The sequence below is a fragment of the Streptomyces roseoviridis genome (assembly GCF_039535235.1).
Lineage (GTDB): Bacteria > Actinomycetota > Actinomycetes > Streptomycetales > Streptomycetaceae > Streptomyces > Streptomyces roseoviridis.
Genome location: NZ_BAAAWU010000001.1, coordinates 2,479,408 through 2,501,424, shown reverse-complemented (window position 1 = coordinate 2,501,424; position 22,017 = coordinate 2,479,408). Strand labels below are relative to the sequence as shown.

At 71.8% G+C, this 22,017-nt stretch carries 19 protein-coding genes, 1 pseudogene and 1 riboswitch; of the genes and pseudogenes, 13 read left to right on the top strand and 7 right to left on the bottom strand.

What is annotated here, in order from left to right; translation table 11 throughout:
* Positions 1-3: 3 nt before the first annotated feature.
* Both aroA and ABD954_RS11045 read right to left on the bottom strand, forming a co-directional pair.
* Positions 4-1,332 (bottom strand): 3-phosphoshikimate 1-carboxyvinyltransferase, encoded by a 1,329-nt coding sequence (gene aroA / locus ABD954_RS11050; protein ID WP_345485745.1) that lies wholly within the window; start codon positions 1,330-1,332, stop codon positions 4-6.
* Between the two features lie 20 nt (positions 1,333-1,352).
* Positions 1,353-2,039: a M50 family metallopeptidase gene (locus tag ABD954_RS11045; RefSeq protein WP_345485744.1), complete on the bottom strand. Its 687-nt coding sequence runs from the start codon at positions 2,037-2,039 to the stop codon at positions 1,353-1,355.
* 62 nt (positions 2,040-2,101) lie between these two features.
* Between ABD954_RS11045 and ABD954_RS11040 the strand changes: the two genes are divergently transcribed.
* The 8 genes and pseudogenes from ABD954_RS11040 to def all read left to right on the top strand — a co-directional run bounded on the left by ABD954_RS11040 (position 2,102) and on the right by def (position 10,081).
* On the top strand, positions 2,102-2,917 hold the full coding sequence (locus ABD954_RS11040; RefSeq protein ID WP_345485743.1) for an SOS response-associated peptidase: 816 nt from the start codon (positions 2,102-2,104) through the stop codon (positions 2,915-2,917).
* A 136-nt stretch (positions 2,918-3,053) separates the two neighbouring features.
* Positions 3,054-3,686: an alpha/beta hydrolase family protein gene (locus ABD954_RS11035; protein WP_345485742.1), complete on the top strand. Its 633-nt coding sequence runs from the start codon at positions 3,054-3,056 to the stop codon at positions 3,684-3,686.
* A gap of 254 nt (positions 3,687-3,940) precedes the next feature.
* Positions 3,941-4,597 (top strand): sigma-70 family RNA polymerase sigma factor, encoded by a 657-nt coding sequence (locus tag ABD954_RS11030; protein ID WP_345485741.1) that lies wholly within the window; start codon positions 3,941-3,943, stop codon positions 4,595-4,597.
* A complete protein-coding gene (gene rsrA, locus ABD954_RS11025; protein ID WP_345485740.1) occupies positions 4,594-4,905 on the top strand; it encodes a mycothiol system anti-sigma-R factor in 312 nt (103 codons plus the stop codon). The genes ABD954_RS11030 and rsrA overlap by 4 nt, the downstream gene beginning before the upstream one ends.
* A gap of 209 nt (positions 4,906-5,114) precedes the next feature.
* Positions 5,115-6,479 (top strand): annotated as a pseudogene (locus tag ABD954_RS11020) (HD-GYP domain-containing protein); the annotation flags it as partial.
* Between the two features lie 557 nt (positions 6,480-7,036).
* Positions 7,037-8,323 carry an HD-GYP domain-containing protein gene (locus ABD954_RS11015; RefSeq protein WP_345485739.1) on the top strand — a complete coding sequence of 429 codons (1,287 nt, stop codon included), beginning with the start codon at positions 7,037-7,039 and terminating at the stop codon, positions 8,321-8,323.
* Positions 8,324-8,402: 79 nt separating this feature from the next.
* Positions 8,403-9,383 carry a tetratricopeptide repeat protein gene (locus ABD954_RS11010; protein ID WP_345485738.1) on the top strand — a complete coding sequence of 327 codons (981 nt, stop codon included), beginning with the start codon at positions 8,403-8,405 and terminating at the stop codon, positions 9,381-9,383.
* Positions 9,384-9,451: 68 nt separating this feature from the next.
* Complete coding sequence (gene def / locus ABD954_RS11005; protein WP_345485737.1) at positions 9,452-10,081, top strand: peptide deformylase; 630 nt, start codon at positions 9,452-9,454, stop codon at positions 10,079-10,081.
* A 72-nt stretch (positions 10,082-10,153) separates the two neighbouring features.
* Here the strand turns inward: def and ABD954_RS11000 are convergent, their stop codons facing one another.
* The 5 genes from ABD954_RS11000 to ABD954_RS10980 all read right to left on the bottom strand — a co-directional run bounded on the left by ABD954_RS11000 (position 10,154) and on the right by ABD954_RS10980 (position 16,132).
* The gene (locus tag ABD954_RS11000) at positions 10,154-10,516 is read right to left on the bottom strand and encodes a ribosomal maturation YjgA family protein (protein WP_345485735.1); all 363 of its coding nucleotides are present in this window, start codon (positions 10,514-10,516) and stop codon (positions 10,154-10,156) included.
* Between the two features lie 47 nt (positions 10,517-10,563).
* Positions 10,564-11,574, bottom strand: coding sequence for a ribonucleotide-diphosphate reductase subunit beta (locus ABD954_RS10995; RefSeq protein WP_345485734.1), 1,011 nt, complete (start codon positions 11,572-11,574; stop codon positions 10,564-10,566).
* Complete coding sequence (locus ABD954_RS10990) at positions 11,574-13,943, bottom strand: ribonucleoside-diphosphate reductase subunit alpha (RefSeq protein WP_345485733.1); 2,370 nt, start codon at positions 13,941-13,943, stop codon at positions 11,574-11,576. The genes ABD954_RS10995 and ABD954_RS10990 overlap by 1 nt, the downstream gene beginning before the upstream one ends.
* Positions 13,944-14,074: 131 nt before the next feature.
* Positions 14,075-14,197: riboswitch (cobalamin riboswitch) on the bottom strand.
* Between the two features lie 100 nt (positions 14,198-14,297).
* Positions 14,298-15,920 carry a monocarboxylate uptake permease MctP gene (gene mctP / locus ABD954_RS10985; RefSeq protein WP_345485732.1) on the bottom strand — a complete coding sequence of 541 codons (1,623 nt, stop codon included), beginning with the start codon at positions 15,918-15,920 and terminating at the stop codon, positions 14,298-14,300.
* Positions 15,917-16,132, bottom strand: a complete 216-nt coding sequence (locus tag ABD954_RS10980) for a DUF3311 domain-containing protein (protein WP_345485731.1) — start codon at positions 16,130-16,132, stop codon at positions 15,917-15,919. Before ABD954_RS10980 ends, mctP (ABD954_RS10985) begins: the two co-directional genes overlap by 4 nt.
* Before the next feature lie 405 nt (positions 16,133-16,537).
* Here ABD954_RS10980 and ABD954_RS10975 point away from each other — a divergent pair, with 405 nt between their 5' ends.
* From ABD954_RS10975 to mctP (ABD954_RS10955), 5 genes are read left to right on the top strand one after another with little or no spacing between them, the layout of a single operon-like run.
* Positions 16,538-17,830 (top strand): hypothetical protein, encoded by a 1,293-nt coding sequence (locus ABD954_RS10975; RefSeq protein WP_345485730.1) that lies wholly within the window; start codon positions 16,538-16,540, stop codon positions 17,828-17,830.
* Between the two features lie 7 nt (positions 17,831-17,837).
* Positions 17,838-18,827 (top strand): AEC family transporter, encoded by a 990-nt coding sequence (locus ABD954_RS10970; RefSeq protein ID WP_345485729.1) that lies wholly within the window; start codon positions 17,838-17,840, stop codon positions 18,825-18,827.
* Positions 18,824-20,080, top strand: a complete 1,257-nt coding sequence (locus ABD954_RS10965) for an Nramp family divalent metal transporter (RefSeq protein WP_345485728.1) — start codon at positions 18,824-18,826, stop codon at positions 20,078-20,080. The genes ABD954_RS10970 and ABD954_RS10965 overlap by 4 nt, the downstream gene beginning before the upstream one ends.
* 23 nt (positions 20,081-20,103) lie before the next feature.
* Entirely contained in the window at positions 20,104-20,334 is a 231-nt protein-coding gene (locus ABD954_RS10960) for a DUF3311 domain-containing protein (RefSeq protein ID WP_345485727.1), read from the top strand.
* Entirely contained in the window at positions 20,331-22,010 is a 1,680-nt protein-coding gene (gene mctP / locus ABD954_RS10955) for a monocarboxylate uptake permease MctP (protein WP_345485726.1), read from the top strand. The genes ABD954_RS10960 and mctP (ABD954_RS10955) overlap by 4 nt, the downstream gene beginning before the upstream one ends.
* Positions 22,011-22,017 lie beyond the last annotated feature (7 nt).

Genomic DNA, 22,017 nt, shown 5'->3' with positions numbered 1-22,017 from the left:
CGCTCAGACTCCGAGCATTTCGGTCCACATCCTCGGGAAGTCGGGCAAGGTCTTCTCGGTCGTCCTCACGTTCTCGATCTCCACGCCGTCGACGGCCAGGCCGATGATCGCGCCCGCCGTCGCCATCCGGTGGTCGTGGTACGTGTGGAAGACGCCGCCGCGCAGCGGGCGCGGCCGGATGTGGAGGCCGTCCTCGGTCTCCGTGACGTCTCCGCCGAGCCCGTTGATCTCCTTGGTCAGGGCGGCCAGCCGGTCCGTCTCGTGCAGCCGCAGATGCGCCACGCCGCGCAGCGTCGAGGGCGAGTCGGCCAGGGCCGCCACGGCGGCGATGCCCGGGGTGAGTTCGCCGACCTCGCCGAGGTCGACGTCGATGCCGTGGATCCGGCCGCCGCCGGTGAAGGTCAGCCCCCGGTCGGTGAGCTCGCAGGAGCCACCCATCTCGGTGAAGATCTCCCGCAGCGCGTCACCGGGCTGGGTGGTCCTGGCGGGCCAGTCCGGCACGGTGACCCGGCCGCCGGTGACCAGCGCGGCCGCCAGGAACGGCTGGGCGTTCGACAGGTCCGGCTCGACGACCAGGTCGCGGCCGAGCAGCGCGGACGGCGCCACCCGCCACACGTTCGGCTGCCCGCCGTGCTCCGGCTCGTCGACCTGCGCGCCGACCGCCCGCAGCATGTCGACCGTCATCCGGATGTGCGGCAGCGAGGGCAGCCGGCCGCCGACGTGCCGCACCTCCACACCGTGGTTGAACCGGGCGCCCGACAGCAGCAGGGCGCTGACGAACTGGGACGACGAGGAGGCGTCGATCTCCACGACACCGCCCTCCACACCGCCGCCGCCGTGCACGGTCATCGGCAGCGCGCCGCGCCCGTCGTCGTCGATCCGGGCCCCGAGCGCGCGCAGCGCGTCGATCACCCCGTGCAGCGGGCGCTCGTGGGAGCGCGGGTCGCCGTCGAAGCGGACCGGCCCGTCGGCGAGGGCGGCGACCGGCGGCAGGAAGCGCATGACGGTGCCCGCGTTGCCGACGTCGACGGTCGCCGGACCGCGCAGCCCGGCCGGGATGACCCGCCAGGCCTCGCCCGTGCCGTCGGGACCCATGCCCTCGTCGATCTTCACGCCCAGGGTGCGCAGCGCCTCCGCCATCAGCAGGGTGTCGCGCGAGCGCAGCGGCCGGCGCAGCCAGCCCGGCTCGGCGGCCAGCGCCGCGAGCACCAGGGCCCGGTTGGTGACCGACTTGGATCCGGGCACGGTGACGGTGGCGTCGACGGGGCCGCCCGCGTACGGGGCGGGCCAGAGGCCGGTGAGCGGATCGGGCTGCGCGGAGCTTTCGGTCATGCCCTCACTTTACGGGGGCGTCACCACCGTACGAGCCAGCGGAAGCCGCCGATCAGGGCCGACAGGGACACCGCGTGGAAGAAGAACAGCCACAGCGGAGCCGGCACATGGGTGAGCCGGGCGAGCTGGTCGGCGTCGGAGTCCCCGGCCCCGCCGTGGCGGCGCTTCGCCTGCAGTTCGAACGCCGGCCGCACCCCGCCGAGCAGCAGGAACCAGACCGCCGCGTACGCGAACACGGACTGCACGGCCGGACCGGTCAGCCAGGAGACGAGGAGGAACAGCGCGCCGGTGAGCAGCACGGTGAAGATCCCGTACGCGTTGCGCACCATGACCAGCATCGCGATCAGCAGCGCCGTGGCCAGCCACAGCAGCAGCGTGACGCGGTGGGAGCCGAGGAGCGCGGCGCCGCCGAGGCCGAGCAGCGGGGCGGCGGTGTAGCCGGCCGCGGCCGTCAGGATCATGCCGAGGCCGGTCGGGCGGCCCCGCGAGACGGTGAGGCCGCTGGTGTCGGAGTGCAGCCGGATCGACTGCAGCCGCCGCCCGGTCACCAGCGCGACCAGACCGTGGCCGCCCTCGTGCGCGATGGTGATCGCGTTCCGCGACAGCCGCCACAACGGGCGGGGCAGCACCGCGGCGAGGGCGGCGACCGCCGTGGCGATCACGATCCACTGGGCGGGCGCGGGCTGGGTGCCGAGGACTTCGGTCATGGGGGCACGGGCTCCTCGGTAGTGCGGTCGGGTGACGGGTGGGACGTGGCATCGTGGCACGTATGTGCGGACGGTATGCAGCGAGCCGGCGGCCCGAGGACCTCGTGGACGTCTTCGAGGTCGAGAAGTGGGAGCCCGAGGAGACCCTCGCCCCCGACTGGAACGTGGCCCCCACCAAAGAGGTCCACGCGATCCTGGAGCGCCCTCTCAAAGACGCGGAATCGCCCCGGCCGGTTCGGCAGATGCGCACCCTGAAGTGGGGACTGGTCCCGTCCTGGGCGAAGAGCCCGGAGGGCGCGGCCCGGATGATCAACGCACGGGCGGAGACCGTGCACGAGAAGCCCTCCTTCAAGCGGGCCTTCTCGGCCCGCCGCTGCATCCTGCCCGCCGACGGCTACTACGAGTGGGTGACCGGCACCGACGAGCGGGAGCTGGAGGTCGAGGGGAAGCGGAAGCGGCCCCGCAAGCAGCCGTACTTCGTGACCCCGGCCGACGGCTCCGTGTTCGCCATGGCCGGACTCTACGAGTTCTGGCGGGACCGCACCCTCCCGGACGACCGCCCGCAGGCATGGTGGGTGACCTGCTCGGTGCTCACCACGGACGCGGAGACCGGTCCGCTCGGCGTGGCCCCCGCCGAGGGGCCGCGCTCGCTCGCCGACATCCACCCCCGGATGCCGCTGATGCTCACCCCGGACCGCTGGGACGCCTGGCTGGACCCGGCCCGCACCGACGTGGAGGAGCTGCGCTCGCTGCTCGCCCCGCCGCCGGAGGGCCTGATGCGGGCCTATCCGGTGGCGACGGCGGTCAGCAACGTACGGAACAACGGGCCGGAGCTCCTGAAGGAACTGGACGGTCCGGAGGAGGCCACGCTCTTCTGAGGCCGAGGCCGAGGCCGCGCTCCCGGCCCGCGGCGCGGCAGGACGGGAGCCCGGCGGCCCGCGCGGCAGGGCGGCGACCCGGGCGGCCCGCGCGGCAGGACGGGAGTCCGGTGGCTCCGCGCGGCAGGATGGGGACGTGACGAAGAGCGAGATCGTTCCGACCGACGCCGGGGACGCCCGGATCACCTGGCACGCCGCGAAGAAGCCGTGGACCGTGCTCGCCGTGAGCCACGGCGCGGGCGGCGGCATCGAGGCGCGTGACCTGCGGGCCCTGGCCGCCGCACTGCCCGCCGAGGGCGTGACCGTGGCCCTGGTCGAGCAGCCCTGGCGGGTCGCCGGCAAGAAGGTCGCCCCCGCCCCGAAGACCCTGGACACCGGCTGGCGCGGCCTGTGGCCCGCGCTCGCCGCCCCCGGCCTGCCGGTGATCTCCGGTGGCCGCAGCGCCGGCGCCCGGGTCGCCTGCCGCACCGCCCAGGAGCTCGGCGCGAGCGCCGTGCTCGCCCTGAGCTTCCCGCTGCACCCGCCGGGCCGGCCCGAGAGGTCCCGGGCCGACGAGCTCCTCGGCGCGGGCGTCCCGACCCTCGTCGTGCAGGGCGGCAACGACCCCTTCGGCAGGCCGGACGAGTTCCCCGCCGGCCCGTACACCCTCGCCGAGGTTCCGCACGGCGACCACGGCTTCGCCGTCCCCAAGCGCGCCCCGCTCACCCAGGACGAGGCCGTGGACACGATCGTCCGTGCGGTCGGGGAGTGGATCACGGCACTCCGCTGAGCGGGAGGCCGCCGCCGGGAATGCGGGGCGGGGAACCGCTGTTGTGACGGACATCGATGCTCGAAAGCAAGGAAGAGGGAGTCCGTCGCATGGGTTCGACCATCTGCCCGGAGCGCCCGCAGGCCGCTGACCTCGACTGGACGGTCCTGCCGGGGCCCAAGGCCCGCCCTATTCGGGCGGCGGGCGGAGCGGTTCCTCGTCTATCCTCCGAAGCGAGCGGGTCCGCGTTCGGGTTCGCCGCAGCGCTGGAGGAGGTGGGTCCGGTCACTGGGACCGACACAGGGACCGACGACGGCCCCGAGGAGACGACCGAGGAGCGCAACGCGCGCTTCGAGCGGGACGCCCTCGGCTACCTCGACCAGATGTACTCGGCCGCGCTGCGCATGACGCGCAACCCCGCGGACGCGGAGGACCTGGTGCAGGAGACCTACGCCAAGGCGTACGGATCCTTCCACCAGTTCCGCGAGGGCACGAACCTCAAGGCGTGGCTGTACCGCATCCTCACCAACACCTTCATCAACTCGTACCGCAAGAAGCAGCGCGAGCCCCAGCGCTCCGCTGCCGAGGAGATCGAGGACTGGCAGCTCGCCCGCGCCGAGTCGCACATGTCGACCGGACTGCGTTCGGCCGAGTCGCAGGCCCTCGACCACCTGCCGGACTCGGACGTGAAGGAAGCGCTGCAGGCGATTCCCGAGGAGTTCCGCATCGCCGTCTATCTCGCCGACGTCGAGGGCTTTGCGTACAAGGAGATCGCGGACATCATGGGGACACCCATCGGTACGGTGATGTCCCGGCTGCACCGGGGTCGCCGCCAGCTGCGCGGCATGCTCGAGGACTACGCCCGTGAGCGCGGGCTGGTACCGGCGGGCGCCGGAGAGTCGACGCACGATCTGAAAGGCTCGGGCTCATGAGCTGCGGAGACCCGCACGAGACGGACTGCTCAGAGGTCCTGGACCATCTCTACGAGTTCCTCGACCGAGAGATGCCCGACGGTGAATGCACCAAGTTCGAGGTGCACTTCGAGGAGTGCTCCCCGTGCCTGGAGAAGTACGGCCTCGAACAGGCCGTCAAGAAGCTGGTCAAGCGCTGCTGCGGCAGCGACGACGTCCCGGTCGACCTGCGGGCCAAGGTGATGGGCCGGATCGACCTCATCCGCTCCGGGCACGGCGTGCCCGAGCAGGACGTCACCGCCGCTCCCGCCGCCCCGCAGGAGCAGTAGCCGGAAGCGGCCGCCCGCACGTGACCGGGAGCCGGGCGAGATCCTCGCCCGGCTCCCGGCTTTCCCGCCGACGGCCTTCCGCTTCCGGTTCCGCTTCTTCCGCTCCCGGCCCACCGGTCGGTCTGCCTATCGGCTTGTATCACCCGATGGTGCGAATCCGCCCCCGCTCGCCCGCTGCACCGTCCGCGCCTCGCTAGCGTGGCAGGGTGATGGTGGTCCCGCGATCGGCGCGCGTCCTGATCTGCTGTGCCCTGCTCGGCGCCGCCGCGAGCACCCTGCCCGCCCTGCTTCCCGGCGCGCACACCCCCTGGCGCAGCGTCGCGTTGCTCGCCGCCCTCTACGCGGTCTGCGAACTGCCGGCCCGCTGCCGCCGCGCCGCCCGGGCGCTCGGCGGCCCCGCCGAAGGCCCGGCTCCGGGCCCCGGCTCCTTCTTCCCGGTCCTGCTCGCCGCCGCGCTGCTGCTGCCGCCCGCCGCCGCCGCGCTCACCGCCCTGCCCGGGGCCGTCCTCGCCCCCGTCGAGCAGCCCCCCGCCGCGGCGCGCCGGGCCTGGCGGGCCGCGCAGCTCGCCCTCGCGGTCGGGGCCGCCGCCCACGTCGGGCAGTTCCTCCAGCGCCCCGGCGCCCTCGGACGCGGCCCGGACACCCCCGACTTCCCGTACGTGCTGCTGCCGACCGCCGCCACCGCCCTCACCTTCTGCCTGGTGCTCACGGTCCTCGACGGCGCCATCCGCGCCACCGCCGAGGGGTTCCCGCTGCGTGCCGCCTGGCGCGGACTGCTCGGCCGGGCCCTCGCCCCGTACGCCGTGCACGGGCTCGCCGGGCTGATGACCGCCGTGTTGTGGCGCAGCAGCCACGGGCCGGTCGCCGCCCTCTTCGTCCTGCTGCCCATGTACATCTCCTGCTGGGGCTTCGCCCAGTACCACCGGGAACGCGCCGCCCACCAGGCCACCATCCGGGCCCTGGTCCAGGCCGTCGACATCAAGGACCGCTACACCCGCGGCCACAGCGAACGCGTCGGCCGCGCCTCCGTCCTGATCGCCCGCGAACTCGGCATGGAGGAAGCCCGCCTGGAAGTCGTCCGCTTCGCCGGCATCCTCCACGACATCGGCAAGCTGGGCGTGCCGACCCGCGTGCTCCGCAAGGACGGGCCGCTCACCCCCGAGGAGCGCCGGATCATCGAGCTCCACCCCGAGTACGGGCACGAGATGGTCCGCGGCATCGCGTTCCTCGACGAGGCCCGCACCGCGATCCTCCACCACCACGAACGCATGGACGGCAGCGGCTACCCGTACGGCCTCAAGGGCCACCAGATCCCGGAGTACGCGCGCGTGGTCGCCGTCGCCGACGCCTTCGACGCCATGACCTCCACCCGCTCCTACAGCCGGGCCCGCCCCGTCGGGACGGCCCTCGCCGAACTGGAGCGGTGCGCCGGCAGCCAGTTCGATCCGCGCATGGTCGCCGCGCTCGGCCGCGCGCTGCGCCGGCACGGCTGGCAGACCGGGGTCACCGCCGACGAGACCGCCGTCCCGGCCCCGCGCACGCCGCCCGCCCGTACCCCGGCCACCCGGCCCGGACCGGTACCGGCCACCGCCGAGCCCCCGCGGGAACACGCGCCCACCGCACCGCCGCGTCACCGCCAAGCCACCACGTCGCCGACTGAGCCCGGGCCCACCGCGTCGCCGGGTGAGTCCGGGCCCCCCGCGTCGCCGGCTGAGGCCGGGTCCGCCGCACCGGCCCGCCGGTCCCCACTCGCCGAGCCCCGGCACGGGCAGGCGCCCACCGCACCGCCGCGTCACCGCCAAGCCACCACGTCGCCGGCTGACCCCAGGCCCACCACGTCGCCGGCTGACCCCAGGCCCACCACGTCGCCGGCTGAGCCCGGGTCCGCCGCACCGGCCCGCCGGTCCCCACTCGCCGAGCCCCGGCACGGGCAGGCGCACTCCGCACCGGCCCGTCAGCCCGGGCCCACCGCGTCGCCGGCTGAGCCCAGGCCCCCCGCACCGGCCCGTCGGTCCCCACTCGCCGAGCCCCGGCACGACCAGACGCCCACCGCGCCTGACCCGTACACCGCGCCCGACCCGTACACCGCGCCTGACCCGTCCGCCGCGCCCGCCCGGCCGCAGGACCGCGCGTGACGGCCGGGCGCGCCACCCTCGGCGCCGTCCACGCGGCCGCCCTGCTGCTCACCCTCACCGCGGTCGCCGCCACCCTCTGGCACGGCCTCGACGAACCCGGCAACGCCCTCGCCTTCGGCCTCCTCATCGCCCTCGGCGAGCTCACCCGCCGCGGCGCCCCGCCCGACGACCGGGAACCCGCCCCGCTCGCCACCGCGGGCTCCCTCGGCTACGCCCTCCTCGGCCAGAACGGCGGCGAGGTCACCACCCACGGTGTCCTCCAGACCATCGCCGTCGTCGTCACCGCCGGCCTCGTCGGCGCCGTGCCGCACGTGGCCCGCGGCCGCGGGCCCCACCTCGACCACATGGCCCGGCGCATCCTCACCGTCGGCTTCGCCGCCCTGTGCTTCCAGCCCCTCTACAACGCGGGCACCCTCACCGCCCACCTGGGCCAGGGCCCCTCCTACGCCCTCTTCCTGCTCCTGCTGCTCCTCCTCACCGCCCTGTGCGACGCCGTCCTCGCCGCCCTCCTGCACCGTGCCCGCGAAGCCGCCCGCAGCGCGTCGCCGCCCCGCACCGCGGCCACCCCCGCCCCCTACGGCCCGCTGCTCCGCGACGAGCTGCGCGCCCTGCTCGGCATCGGCTCCGCCGTCTGCGCCACCGGAGCCGTCATGGCCCTCGGCGTGGCCGCCGCCGGACTGTGGGCGCTGCCCGTGTTCGCCGTACCGCTGCTGCTCGCCCAGGTCTCCTTCCGCCGTTACGCGGCCGTGCGCACCACCAACCGGGAGACCATCGCCTCCCTCGCCCGCGCCACCGAGGTCGCCGGCTGCACGCCGCCCGGCCACGCCCGCCGGGTCGCCGCGCTCAGCCGGGCGGTGGGCCGGGAGCTCGGCCTGTGCGGGCACAAGCTCACCGTCCTCGAATACGCGGCGCTCATGCACGACATCGGTCAGCTCTCGCTCGTCGACCCGGTCCCCGGCGGCGCCACCGCCCTGCTGTCCCCCGAGGAGCAGCGCAGGATCGCCCTGCTCGGCGGCGCCGTCGTCCGCCGGACGGGCGTCCCGGCGGCCGTCGCCGTCATCGTCGAGCGCCAGGCCGACCCCTACCTCGACCAGCCCCTCCCGGCCCGGATCGTCCGGACCGTCAACGACTACGACGACCTCGCCGCCGGCAGCGCGGGCGGCGGCCTCGACGCCCTGGAACGCCTCCGGCTGGGCACCGCCCGTGACTACCACCCCGAGGTCGTGGAATCCCTCGCCCGCGTTCTCGCGCGGGGCGGCGTCGTCCCTGCTCCTCCGGGGTAACCCATGGGTAATGAGCGCGTGTCCGACCGGGCATGGTTGGATGCGAACAAGAGGGTGAAGCGACCGGCAGGCGGGAATCGTGAGGATCTTCGGGAAGGTACGGCATCGGCCCTCCGCCTCGTGGCGGCAGGCCACCGACCGCGCGTTCACGCTGATCGGCGACGGCCGGTACGAGGACGCGGGCGCGCTGCTCACGCGCGCGGCGGACCTGGAGCCCTGGCTCTCGGAGTCCTGGTTCAACCTGGCCCTGCTGCACAAGTTCCGGCACGACTGGGAGCAGGCCCGGGCCGCCGGACTGCGCGCCGTGGCCCTGCTCGACAAGGAGACCGGCGCCCCCGACTGGTGGAACGTCGGCATCGCCGCCACCGCGCTCCAGGACTGGCCGCTGGCCCGCCGCGCCTGGCAGGCGTACGGGCTCAAGGTCCCCGGCGCCGCCTCCGGCACCGGCGAGCCGGCCGGCATGGAGCTGGGCAGCGCGGCCGTGCGGCTCTCCCCGGAGGGCGAGGCCGAGGTCGTGTGGGGCCGCCGGCTCGACCCCGCCCGGATCGAGGTGCTGTCCATCCCGCTGCCGTCCTCCGGCCGCCGCTGGGGCGAGGTCGTCCTCCACGACGGCGTCCCCAACGGCGAGCGCACCACCAGCGCCGGCCCCTCCTACCCGGTCTTCGACGAGATCGAGCTGTGGGCGCCCTCGCCGGTGCCGACCTGGGTGGTGCTCCTGGAGGCCGCCACCGAGGCCGACCGGGACGCCCTGGAGCAGCTCGCCGCCGACGCGGGCTTCGCCGCCGAGGACTGGTCCTCCTCCGTACGGCTGCTGTGCCGGGCCTGCTCCGAGTCGACGATGCCCAGCGCCGAGGGCGAGGGCGAGCACCTGGACCCGCACGACCACAGCGAGCCGGGCCACCCCGGGCCGCTCGGCCACCGCTCGCCCGGCGAGCTGTGGGTGCCGGAGCGCGAGTGCGGCATCGCCGCCCCCGCGGGCCTGGTCCGCGGACTGCTCGACGGCTGGGTCGCGGACAGCCCGGACAGCCGTGAGTGGCGTGATCTGGAAGAGGTCTGCTGAGCCGGGTGGGTTCGGGCCCGTAGGCTGTCCCCCGACGGAATCGGGTTTTCAGGAAGGCCAAGCCGGACATGGCTCAGCAGGAGACGGACGAGCAGATCAACGACGGCTTCGTCGTGGACACGGAGGACTGCGAGGCGCGTGAGCTCGCCCACCGCGAGCGGGGCACCTCGCGTCCGATCACGGTCGTCGGCAACCCCGTGCTCCACCGGGAGTGCAAGGACGTCACCGAGTTCGACGAGAAGCTGGCGCAGCTGATCGACGACATGTTCGCCAGCCAGCGCACCGCCGAGGGCGTCGGCCTCGCCGCGAACCAGATCGGCGTGGACCTGAAGGTCTTCGTCTACGACTGCATGGACGACGAGGGCGTCCGGCACGTCGGCCACGTGGTCAACCCGGTCCTCCAGGACCTGCCGGCCGACCGCCGCCACCTCGACGACTCCAACGAGGGCTGCCTCTCGGTGCCGACCGCGTACGCCTCGCTGGCCCGCCCGGACTACGCCGAGGTGCACGGCAAGGACATGCACGGCAACGACATCAAGGTCCGCGGCACCGGCTACTTCGCCCGCTGCCTCCAGCACGAGACGGACCACCTCTACGGCTTCCTCTACATCGACAAGCTGTCCAAGCGCGACCGCAAGGACGCCCTGCGCCAGATGTCCGAGGGCACGCCGCGCTACCCGGTCGTCCCCAACGACTGACCTCCGCTCACGTACGCGCCAGGGCCCCGCACCTCACCGGTGCGGGGCCCTTCGTGTGCGAGCGGCCGGAGGTCAGTGCCCGGCCGTGGCGCCCTGCCGCCGGGCGAGGCGCCGCGCAGCGCCGTACACCGCCCAGACGACCGCCGCCCCGACCGCGTACCAGAGGAGGTCCGGGGCGTTGAACGTGGTCCCGAGGACGAGGGGCACGAGGGCGCTGTGCGCCGCGAGCGCGGCCGGCACGCCCGTCAGCTGGAACAGCTCCACCGCCCAGGACAGTGCGAGGGCGGCACCGGCCGCCGGCACCGGCCGCAGCCGGGGCGCGACCAGCACCACCAGGGCTCCGACCAGCACGGTGTACAGCGCGTCCCCGGCGTACACCGCCCAGTCGCCCGCCGCCGCGGACCTGGCGCCCAGGCCCGCGGCGACGGTCAGCACGGCGGCGGCACCGGCCGCGAGCCGGGTGGGCAGCGCCCCCGAGCCGGTCAGAAGTCCTCGTCGAGGTCGACGGAACCTTCCACGGCCACCTGGTACGCCGAAGGGCGGCGCTCGAAGAAGTTGGTCAGCTCCTGGACGCCCTGGAGCTCCATGAACCCGAACGGGTTCTCCGAGCCGTACACCGGCGCGAAGCCCAGGCGGGTCAGGCGCTGGTCGGCGACGCACTGGAGGTACTCGCGCATCGACTCGGTGTTCATGCCCGGCAGGCCGTCGCCGCACAGGTCGCGGCCGAACTGGAGCTCCGCCTCGACGGCCTCCTTCAGCATGTCGGTGACCTGCTGCTCGAGTTCGGCGTCGAAGAGCTCTGGCTCCTCCTTGCGGACGGTGTCCACGACCTCGAAGGCGAAGTTCATGTGCATCGTCTCGTCCCGGAAGACCCAGTTCGTCCCCGTCGCCAGGCCGTGCAGCAGACCGCGGGAGCGGAACCAGTACACGTAGGCGAAGGCGCCGTAGAAGAACAGGCCCTCGATGCAGGCGGCGAAGCAGATCAGGTTGAGCAGGAAGCGCCGGCGGTCGGCCCGCGTCTCCAGGCGGTCGATCTTCTCCACCGAGTCCATCCACTTGAAGCAGAACTGCGCCTTCTCGCGGATGGAGGGGATGTTCTCGACGGCGGCGAACGCGGCGGCGCGGTCGTCCGGGTCGGGCAGGTAGGTGTCGAGCAGCGTCAGGTAGAACTGGACGTGCACGGCCTCCTCGAAGAGCTGGCGCGACAGGTAGAGCCGCGCCTCCGGGGAGTTGATGTGCTTGTAGAGCGTCAGCACCAGGTTGTTCGCCACGATCGAGTCGCCGGTCGCGAAGAAGGCGACCAGACGGCCGATCATGTGCTGCTCGCCCGGCGTGAGCTTGGCGAGGTCGGCGACGTCGGAGTGGAGGTCGACCTCCTCCACGGTCCAGGTGTTCTTGATGGCGTCGCGGTAGCGCTCGTAGAAGTCGGGGTAGCGCATCGGACGCAGGGTCAGCTCGAAGCCCGGGTCGAGCAGGTTCTTCTCAACGGTCATTACTGGCAGGCCTCGCAGGACTCGGGGTTCTCAAGGGAGCAGGCGAGTGCGTCGGCGTCCGGCGTCGCCTGCTGGACGGGGAGGGTGGTGGCCTGGGCGGCGCGGGCGATCCGGGTCGCCGGGCGCGAGCGCAGGTAGTACGTGGTCTTCAGGCCCTGCTTCCAGGCGTACGCGTACATCGACGACAGCTTGCCGATGGTCGGCGTCTCCAGGAACAGGTTCAGGGACTGCGACTGGTCCAGGAACGGGGTGCGGGCCGCCGCCATGTCGATGAGGCCGCGCTGCGGGATCTCCCAGGCCGTGCGGTACAGCTCGCGGACCTCCGCCGGCACCCAGGCGAAGCCCTGCACCGAGCCGTTGGCGTCGCGCAGCGCCTCGCGGGTCTGCGCGTCCCAGACGCCGAGCCGCTTCAGCTCGTCCACCAGGTAGGCGTTGACCTGGAGGAACTCGCCGGACAGCGTCTCGCGCTTGAACAGGTTGGAGACCTGCGGCTCGATGCACTCGTAGACGCCGGCGATCGAGGCGATCGTCGCGGTCGGGGCGATGGCGAGGAGCAGGCTGTTGCGCATGCCGACGGCGGCGATCCGCTCGCGCAGCGCGGCCCAGCGCTCGGGCCAGTTCAGCTCGACGTCGTAGTGGTCCGGGTGCAGAACGCCGCGGGCGGTGCGGGTCTGCTCCCAGGCGGGCAGCGGACCGCTGCGCTCGGCGAGGTCGGCGGAGGCCTCGTAGGCGGCGAGCATGATCCGCTCGGCGATCTTCGTGGACAGCGCACGGGCGGCGGGCGAGTCGAAGGGCAGCTTCAGCTGGAAGAAGACGTCCTGGAGGCCCATCGCGCCCAGGCCCACCGGGCGCCAGCGGGCGTTGGAGCGGCCGGCCTGCTCGGTCGGGTAGAAGTTGATGTCGACGACTCGGTCGAGGAAGGTGACGGCGGTGCGGACGGTCTCGTCGAGCCGCTGCCAGTCGAGGTCGCCGGTGGCGGTGTCGACGAAGGCGCCCAGGTTGACCGAGCCGAGGTTGCACACGGCCGTCTCGCCGTCGTTCGTGACCTCGATGATCTCGGTGCAGAGGTTCGAGGAGTGCACGACGGTGCCGGGCTCGGCGGTCTGGTTCGCGGTCCGGTTGGAGGCGTCCTTGAAGGTCATCCAGCCGTTGCCGGTCTGCGCGAGGGTGCGCATCATCCGGCCGTACAGGTCGCGGGCCGGCATGGTCTTGCGGGCCAGGCCCGCCGCCTCGGCCTTGCGGTAGGCGGCGTCGAACTCCTCGCCGTACAGGTCGACCAGCTCGGGCACGTCGGCCGGGGAGAACAGCGACCACTCGGCGTCCGCGTTGACCCGGCGCATGAACTCGTCCGGGATCCAGTGCGCCAGGTTGAGGTTGTGGGTGCGGCGGGCGTCCTCGCCGGTGTTGTCGCGCAGCTCCAGGAACTCCTCGATGTCCGCGTGCCAGGTCTCCAGGTAGACGGCGGCGGCGCCCTTGCGGCGGCCGCCCTGGTTCACGGCGGCGACGGAGGCGTCGAGGGTCTTCAGGAACGGCACGATGCCGTTGGAGTGGCCGTTGGTGCCGCGGATCAGCGAACCGCGGGCGCGGATGCGGGAGTAGGAGAGCCCGATGCCGCCCGCGTGCTTCGACAGGCGCGCCACCTGGTGGTAGCGGTCGTAGATGGAGTCCAGCTCGTCCTGCGGGGAGTCCAGCAGGTAGCAGGAGGACATCTGCGGGTGGCGGGTGCCGGAGTTGAAGAGGGTGGGGGAGGAGGGCAGGTAGTCCAGCCGGCTCATCAGCCCGTACAGAGCCGCCACTTCGTCCACGGCGCGGGTGCTGTCGTCCTCGGCGAGGCCGGAGGCGACGCGGAGCATGAAGTGCTGCGGGGTCTCGATCACCTTGCGGGTGATCGGGTGGCGCAGCAGGTAGCGGGAGTAGAGGGTGCGCAGACCGAAGTAGCCGAAGCGGTCGTCGGCGGCCGGGTCGATCGTCGCGTCGAGCCGGGCGGCGTGCCGGGTGACGAAGCCGGCGGTGCGGTCGGCGATCAGGCCCTCGCGGTGGCCGACGGCCACGGAGGCGGAGAAGGACACCGCGCCCTGGCCGGCGGCCTCTTCGGCGATGGTCCGGGTGAGCAGCCGGGCGGCGAGCCGGGAGTACGCGGGGTCCTCCGCGATCAGGCCCGCGGCGGCCTCGGTGGCCAGCTCGCGCAGTTCCGCCTCGTCCGAGCCGGCGTGCCGGCCGCGCAGCGCGGCGGCGGCGACCCGGCCCGGGTCGGTGTCCGGGAGGTCGGCGGTGAGGTCGGTCAGGGTGCGCAGCAGCGCGGTCCCGGGGCCGTCGTTCGCCGTCTCGGTCGGGGTGACTGAGGCCGGATCGGCGGGCGCGATGGTCACGGTGGGGCTCTCCCTCGGCTCGGCTCGGGGCAGCACGGGGGAGGCGGAAGGCGGCGCGCCGCAGGCACGGCGGCGCCGCGACCACCGGCCCACTCCGCGAGGCCCGGACGTCTGTGGCACCCGGAACGTACGGACCGGGCGCACTGTCGGCAGGTCTTCGGACTCACTTCGTACGGAAGCGCAGGAAGTACACCGTTGCGGGACAGTTCCGGATTTCCACCGGATTCCCCTGCGGCGACAGCGAGCACGAGCATACATGTGGGGGGCGCCGCTCGTGGCACCCCCCACATGTTGTGTCGTACGTCCCAAGTCCTGCAACGGTGTGCGTCGTACGACCCGACTGCGCGCCCCGGGTCAGTGTCCGGCGCCCACCTTCGGCAGCTCGGTCACGACGCCCTTGTCGCCCGCGTCGGCGGTGTAGTCGCCGGGCTCCGTCTCGTCGACGCCCTCGGGGGCCTTGACGGCCTTGAGGACGACGGTGAGGACGACGGTGACGAGGAGGTTGAGGACGAAGGCGGTGAGGCCGATGTAGCCGATCTCGCCGATGCCCGGGATCGCGGCGGCGGAGCCGCCGAAGTGCTTCTGGGTCGGGCTGGCGACTCCGTACGCCGCCACCGTGCCGTAGATCATGCCGGCGGCCCAGCCCGCCACCAGCGCCCAGCGGTGGAACCAGCGGGTGAACAGGCCGAGCACCAGCGCGGGCATCGTCTGGAGCATCCAGATCCCGCCGAGGAGCTGGAAGTTGATCGCGACGGACTTGTCCATGGTGAGGATGAAGACCAGCGCGCCGACCTTCACCAGGAGCGAGGCGATCTTGGAGACCTTGTGCTCCTGCTCGGGGGTGGCGTCCGGCTTGAGGAAGTCCTTGTAGACGTTGCGCGTGAACAGGTTCGCCGCGCCGATGGACATGATCGCGGCCGGGACCAGGGCGCCGATGCCGATGGCGGCGAAGGCCAGACCGGCGAACCAGTCGGGGAACATGTCCTCGAAGAGCTGGGGGATGGCCAGCTGGGGGTTGGTCACGCTGACGCCGGCGGCGATCGCCATGAAGCCGAGCAGGGCGAGGAAGCCGAGGAGCACCGAGTACAGCGGCAGGATCGTCGCGTTGCGGCGGATCACCTCGCGTCCGCGCGAGGAGAGGGTGGCCGTGATGGAGTGCGGATACATGAACAGCGCGAGCGCCGAGCCCAGCGCCAGGGTGGCATAGGCCCACTGGCTCTGCGGTGCGGTCACCAGCTGGCCGCGGGGCTTGCCGGTCGCGGGGTTGGGCTGGCCGAAGGCGGCCTCCGCCTTGTCGAAGATCTCGGCGAAGCCGCCGAGCTTGATGGGGATGTAGATGACCGCGACCACGATGACGACGTAGATGAGCACGTCCTTCACGAAGGCGATCAGTGCCGGGGCGCGGAGCCCGGACGAGTAGGTGTAGGCGGCCAGCACGCCGAAGGCGATCAGCAGGGGCAGGTCCTTGACGAACCAGTGGGTGTGCGCGTCGCCGCCGACGCCCATGACGTCCAGGACGGCCTGGATGCCCACCAGCTGCAGGGCGACGTACGGCATCGTGGCGAGGATGCCGGTGAGCGCGACGGCCAGCGAGAGGCCCTTGGAGCCGAAGCGCCCGCGCACGAAGTCGGAGGCGGTGACATAGCCCTTGCGGTGGGAGACCGACCACAGGCGGGGCAGGAAGACGAAGGCCACCGGGAAGGCGAGGATCGAGTACGGGATGGCGAAGAAGCCGGCCGCCCCGGCCGCGTAGATGGCCGCCGGAATGGCGACGAAGGTGTACGCGGTGTAGAGGTCGCCGCCGAGCAGGAACCAGGTGATCCAGGTGCCGAAGCTCCGCCCGCCCAGGCCCCACTCGTCGAGGTTGTTCGCGTTCTCCACGCGGCGCCACCGGGCCGCCAGGAAACCCATGACCGTTACGAGAGCGAAGAGCAATCCGAAAACCGCGAGCGCGACGCCGTTTATCCCTTGGGTCATCGCGGCGTTCCTTCGCTGTCGGTCCGCCGGTCACGGCGCAGCAGTACGAGGGCCAGGGCGGTGAGCCCGGCGGCGACCGGAATCCAGAGCATCTGGTACCAGTAGAAGAACGGGATGCCGAGCAGGGTCGGCGTGATGCGCGCGTACGAACTCACCCAGAGGATCCCGGCGAACGGGGCGGCCAGGCAGAAGATGGCCAAGAGACGTCTCACCGTGAACCTGGGTCCCGGATTTCCGTTTTCGGACGGAGCGGACATTTCCGCGGCTCCCATTCTCTCTGTGACGTGTGCAGGGGTGGACGAAATTTGGCAGGTTACCGGTGCGTAGCGCAAGCGCTCACACCGAATGATCACTTTGTCCGCTCGCGCTGCCTGCGACTTCGGTTCTTTGCGTATGCGGCGAGTTTTGTCAAGAGGGTTTTCCGAGAGGGTCGTTCGCATGCCGGGAAGGGGGTTGACTGGCTGAGAGCAGGCTCGTTAGCGTCCATCGGCGGCGAGAACTTCGCCGGTCAAAAAGTGAGTTCTGTATGGCGGAAAATCTTCGGTGCCGGCCCGGCTCCGAAGGCTCAGCTCAGTGGATGGAAACGCAGCGCGATCTCACAGAGGGGAACCTCGTTCATGGCTCTGCACATGCCCGCCGACCACCAGCCGCGATACTCCGACTTCAACCTCACGGGACTTTCTGACGAAACCATGCGAGAGGGCGGTGAAAGGGCTCTCTTCGGCGCTGACGACGACCTCAAGTTACAGTTGATCGAGGCGCTGGCGAACGCAGGAATCCGCGATATCGACCTGGGCTCCGGACTCACCGAGCCGGCCTTTCTGCGACGCGTTCTCGATTCGAAGTACCTCCTCGGCCGCATACCGGAGGACACCCAGTTCGTCTTCAACCTGACGCTCAAGACCTGGGAACCGCTCTCCGAGGCGCTCAAGGTCGTGCCGCGTGAATACCTCTCGCGCATCCAGGTCTCGCTCGGAATGGTCGAGTACAAGCAGGAGGAACGACTCCTCGAACGTGCTCACGAGAAGCTGACCAGCATCGGCGTCGGATCCTTCCGGTCCAGCATTCTCAATGCCTTCTCGCACGAGATCGACGAAGAGCGCTATGCGTTCATCAACGAGCAGATCGAGCGGGTGCGCCGGCTCGGCATCAATCTGGTGCGCGTCAACGACTCCATCGGCACGCTGCTGCCCCACGCCACCGGGATCCTCGCCGCCAACCTGGTCCGCGACAACCCGGACGTCACCTTCTACCTCCACGCCCACGACGACATCGGACTCGGCCTCGCCAACTCCCTCGCCTCCGTCTTCAACGGCTTCAGCATGGTCGAGGGCGGCGTCGCGGGCTTCGGCAACCGGGCCGGCCTCGCCAACGTCGAGGTGATGAGCCACATCTTCGCCGACCGCCGGATCACCGTCGGCGGCCGCACCCTCGACAGCAAGAAGCTCTCGGAGGTCGCGCACCTGGCGGAGCGGGTCTTCATGGCCCTGCCCAACGTCTACCGTCCGATCAGCGGCCTGCTCACCCAGACCGAGAACGCCGGCATCGTCAACGTGCCCGACTACCTCGGCGTGACCCGCGAGGTCGAGTACTTCCTCAACCCGATCGGCCTCTTCCCGGTGACCGTCGGCCAGATCCTCGGGAACGCCGGAATGCCCGAGGAGATCACCTCGGACGAGAAGTTCCTCGCGGCGGTCTGCGACCGGATCAAGAACTACATGGAGAAGGACCTCTACGAGCGCAAGCGCGCCCACTTCGAGGAACTCGTCCGCCAGGTCCACGAGTTCTACGCGGACTTCGTCCGGCTCGACGACGTCCAGACGACCGCCCTGGAGGTCCTCCAGGAGCAGGGCTCCGCCTCCGACGCGGCGACGGCCCGCGCCAAGGCCGTGGTCCGGTCCGAGGGCTGATGACCCAGTGGAACTGAGCGCGATCCTGAACGCGATCGTGCCGCTGTTCGCCATCGTGGCGATCGGCTACGGCGCGAGCGCGTTCAGGGTGTTCCAAGGAAACACGGCACAGGCGGTCAACGACTTCGTCTACTGGATCGCCCTGCCGGCCCTGCTCTTCCTCGCGGTGGCGAAGGCGGACCTGTCCGAAGGGGTGCCCTGGCAGTTCGTCGCGGTGGCCCTGGTGTCGATCGTGGTGTCCTATCTCGTCGCCATGGCAGGTGCCCGCGGGATCTTCCGGCGGGACACCAAGGTCGCCTTCACCCTCGGACTGATGGCGGGCTACGGGAACGTCGCGTACATGGGAGTGCCCCTGCTGCTCGCGGCCCTCGGGCCGCAGGCGGCACTCCCGGCCGCCATCGGCCAGCTGATCCACAACATGTTCAACATGGTCTGCTATCCGGCCGTCCACACCCTGCTCGACGCCAAGGCGCCGCGCAAGGACGGCCCGGGTGCCATGCTGAGCACCGACCGGCCCGCGATCGGGCGGGAGATCGCCAAGAAGGTCCTGCTCAACCCCGTCTTCCTGTCGGTGGTCGCGGGCCTCGCCTTCTCGCTCTCGGGCCTCGGCCTGGCCCGGCCGGTGCACGACACGATCGATCTGCTGGGCGGCGCGGCCGCGCCGGGCGCCCTCTTCGCGGTGGGCCTGACCCTGCGCAAGGCGGTGAGCGGGATGCGCGACGGGTCGGTCGGCGTGGCCGAGGTGGGCTTCGCGGTCGTCATCAAGACCGTGGGCATGCCCCTGCTGGCGCTGTTCCTGGTCACCGTGGTGTTCCCGATGCCCCCGCTGTGGGCCGCCGCGAGCGTCATCCTCGCCGCCATGCCCAACGCGGCGACCGCCTACGTGCTGGCCCAGCAGGCCCGCACGTACGTGCAGGAGTCCGCGGCCGCGGTCGTCGTCTCCACCGCCGTGGCCGTCGTCACGCTGGCGCTCTGGATCGGTGTCGTCGAACCATGAGGCACAAGGGTGAGTCGGTCAGGGAGGCCGCCCGGCCCCGCACGCCGGGGGCCCCCTCGCCGCTGCTGCTGCTCGGGCCGGCCTTCGTCGCGGCCGTGGCCTACGTCGACCCGGGGAACGTCGCCACGAACGTGACGTCGGGCGGGCGCTACGCCTACCTGCTCGTCTGGGTCGTGGTGGTGGCGAACGTCATCGCGATGCTCGTGCAGTACCTCGCGGCGAAGGTCACCATCGCCACCGGCGCCACCCTCGCGGAACTGTGCAGAACGCGCTTCCGCCGCCCCGTGGCCCTCGGCCTGTGGGCCCAGGCGGAACTGGTCGCCGTCGCCACCGATCTCGCGGAACTGATCGGTGGCGCGGTCGCCCTCGGCCTGCTCTTCGACATGCCGCTGATCCTGGGCGGCGCCGTCACCGGCCTCGTCTCGTGGGTCGTCCTGGTCCTCCAGCAACGCGGCGGCTACCAGCGCTTCCAGGCCGTGATCGCGGGGATGCTGCTCGTCGTCGTCGGCGGGTTCTGCTACAGCGCGATCGTGTCCGGACCCGACCTCGGCGCGCTCGCGGCCGGCGTCGTCCCACGCCTGGCCGGCACCGACACGGTGCTGCTCGCCGTCGGCATCCTGGGCGCCACCGTGATGCCGCACGCGATATACCTGCACGGTGCCCTGGTACGCGACCGCCACGGCGCCGCGCTCCAGGACCCCGCGCGGCGGCGCTCCCTGGTGAGCGCCACCCGGCTCGACATCGTCATCGCCATGGGGCTCGCCGGACTCGTCAACCTGTCGATGCTGGTGGCCGCGGCCGCCACGCTGACACCGGCGGACGCCGAGAGCCTGCAGGGCGCCTACGACGGCTTCGCCCGCGAACTGGGCACGCCCCTGGCGGTGATCTTCGCCCTGGCGCTGCTCGCCTCGGGGTTCGCCTCCACCGCCGTGGGCAACTACGCGGGCGCGGTCATCTTCGAGGGCTTCCTGGGCCGCCGTACCTCGGTCATGGTCCGCCGGGGAGTCACTCTGGTGCCCGCCTTCGCGGTGCTCGCCACCGGGGTCGAGCCCGGGTTCGCACTCGTACTCTCCCAAGTGGTCCTCAGCTTCGGCATTCCGTTCGCGCTGTGGCCGCTGGCCGGCTTCGCCCGTCGGGCCGACCTCATGGGGGAGTTGGTCAACCGCCGGATCACCACGGTGGCCGCGTACGGGGCCACCGTGGTGATCACGGTACTGAACCTGGCTCTCATCGCGCTGGTCGTCGTGGGATGAAGTCGTGGAGAGGAAGAGAGTCCTTGTCAACGCCGGAAAAGGAAGACACGACCGTCGCGCCCCCTTCGGAGCGCAGTCGGTGGCACTGGATCCTGCTGGTGGCCGTCGTGGTTCCGCTGATCCCGTTCCTGTACAACCACGATGAGCCGCGTCTGTTCGGCTTCCCCGCCTTCTACTGGATCCAGCTCGTCTTCGGCGTGCTGAGCATGGCGGCGACCACCGCCGTCTACCAGCTGACCAAGGGGAAGAGATGAGCGAGCACATCACCGAGATCGTCGTCTTCGTCTCGCTGTTCCTCCTGGTGAGCGTGATGGGTTTCGCCGCCTCCCGGTGGCGCAGGCCCAAGGAGCTGGCCTCGCTGGACGAGTGGGGCCTGGGCGGCCGTAGCTTCGGCGCCTGGATCACCTGGTTCCTGATCGGCGGCGACCTGTACACGGCGTACACCTTCGTCGCCATCCCCGCCCTGCTGTTCGGCGCCGGGGCCGTGGGCTTCTTCGCCCTGCCCTACACGGTCGTCGTCTACCCGCTGGTCTTCCTGGTGCTGCTGCGCCTGTGGTCGGTCTCCCACCGGCACGGCCTGGTCACGCCGGCCGACTTCGTCCGCGTCCGGCACGGCTCGCGGCTGCTCGCGCTGCTCGTCGCGGTCACCGGCATCGTCGCCACCATGCCGTACATCGCCCTGCAGCTGGTGGGCATCGAGGCGGTGCTGCGCTCGATGGGCATCGCCGGGCACTGGCCGATCACGGTCGCCTTCCTCGTGCTCGCCGCCTACACCTACCACTCCGGTCTGCGGGCCCCGGCGCTGATCGCGTTCGTCAAGGACATCCTGACGTACCTGGTCATCATCGTCGCGGTGATCTACATCCCGCCGAAGCTCGGCGGGTGGGGGAGCATCTTCGGTGCGGCGGAGGAGAAGTTCGGGGAATCGCCCAACCCCGCCGACGGTCTGCTGCTCTCCGGCGGCGGCCAGCTCCAGTACATGACCATCGCGTTGGGATCGGCGCTCGCGCTCTTCCTCTATCCGCACATGGTGACCGGCATCCTCGCCTCGCAGGGCCGCAAGGCGATCAAGAAGAACATGGCCGCGCTGCCGGTCTACAGCCTGCTGCTCGGACTGATCGCGCTGCTCGGCTACATGGCCATCGCGGCCGGGGTGACGCCGCTGACCGGTGAGAACGGCAAGCCCAACGCGAACACCGTCGTGCCCCAGCTGTTCGACGCCGTCTTCCCGGACTGGTTCGCGGGCGTGGCGTACGCCGCCATCGGCATCGGTGCCCTGGTGCCCGCGGCCATCATGTCCATCGCGGCCGGCAACCTCTTCACCCGCAACATCTACCGGGAGTACTTCAAGCCGCGGGCCACGGACGCCGACGAGGCGCGCGTCTCCAAGATCGTCTCGCTGCTCGTGAAGGTCGGCGCGGTCGTGGTGATCGTCTTCCTGGACCCGCAGTTCTCCGTCGACCTCCAGCTCATCGGCGGTGTGCTGATCCTGCAGACGCTGCCCGCCGTGGGCCTCGGCCTGTACACGCGCTGGTTCCACCGGCACGCGCTCACCGCCGGCCTGCTGGCCGGTCTCGTCGCCGGTCTGACGATGCTCTACAACATCTCCAACCCGGCCACCGGCAAGAAGCACTTCGCCGGCTCCGCCTTCCCGCTGGAGAAGCTGGGCCTGGAGACCTCGTACACCGTCTACGCGGGGCTGCTCGCGGTGGCCGTCAACATCGTCGTCGCGGTGGCCGCCACCTGGATCCTGCGCGCGGCGCGGGTCGCCGACGGGATCGACGGCACCCTGACCGCCGACTACTACGTCGACAGGGACGAGACGTCCGAGGCGGCCGAGGCCGGCGCCGCACCGTCCGGCGGCGCACCGGGCGGCACCGAGGCGGCGGCGCCGCCGACGGACGAGGGCACCGCTGTCGGCGCGAGGTGAACGCGAG

Excerpts from the sequence above, each read along its gene's own strand:
- def (WP_345485737.1), top strand. The coding sequence starts at position 9,452 with ATGGCTCAGCAGGAGACGGACGAGCAGATCAACGACGGCTTCGTCGTG.
- mctP (WP_345485726.1), top strand. The coding sequence starts at position 20,331 with ATGAGCGAGCACATCACCGAGATCGTCGTCTTCGTCTCGCTGTTCCTC.
- ABD954_RS10975 (WP_345485730.1), top strand. The coding sequence starts at position 16,538 with ATGGCTCTGCACATGCCCGCCGACCACCAGCCGCGATACTCCGACTTC.
- ABD954_RS11045 (WP_345485744.1), bottom strand. The coding sequence starts at position 2,039 with ATGACCGAAGTCCTCGGCACCCAGCCCGCGCCCGCCCAGTGGATCGTG.
- aroA (WP_345485745.1), bottom strand. The coding sequence starts at position 1,332 with ATGACCGAAAGCTCCGCGCAGCCCGATCCGCTCACCGGCCTCTGGCCC.
- mctP (WP_345485732.1), bottom strand. The coding sequence starts at position 15,920 with ATGACCCAAGGGATAAACGGCGTCGCGCTCGCGGTTTTCGGATTGCTC.
- ABD954_RS11040 (WP_345485743.1), top strand. The coding sequence starts at position 2,102 with ATGTGCGGACGGTATGCAGCGAGCCGGCGGCCCGAGGACCTCGTGGAC.
- ABD954_RS10995 (WP_345485734.1), bottom strand. The coding sequence starts at position 11,574 with ATGACCGTTGAGAAGAACCTGCTCGACCCGGGCTTCGAGCTGACCCTG.
- ABD954_RS10965 (WP_345485728.1), top strand. The coding sequence starts at position 18,824 with ATGAGGCACAAGGGTGAGTCGGTCAGGGAGGCCGCCCGGCCCCGCACG.
- rsrA (WP_345485740.1), top strand. The coding sequence starts at position 4,594 with ATGAGCTGCGGAGACCCGCACGAGACGGACTGCTCAGAGGTCCTGGAC.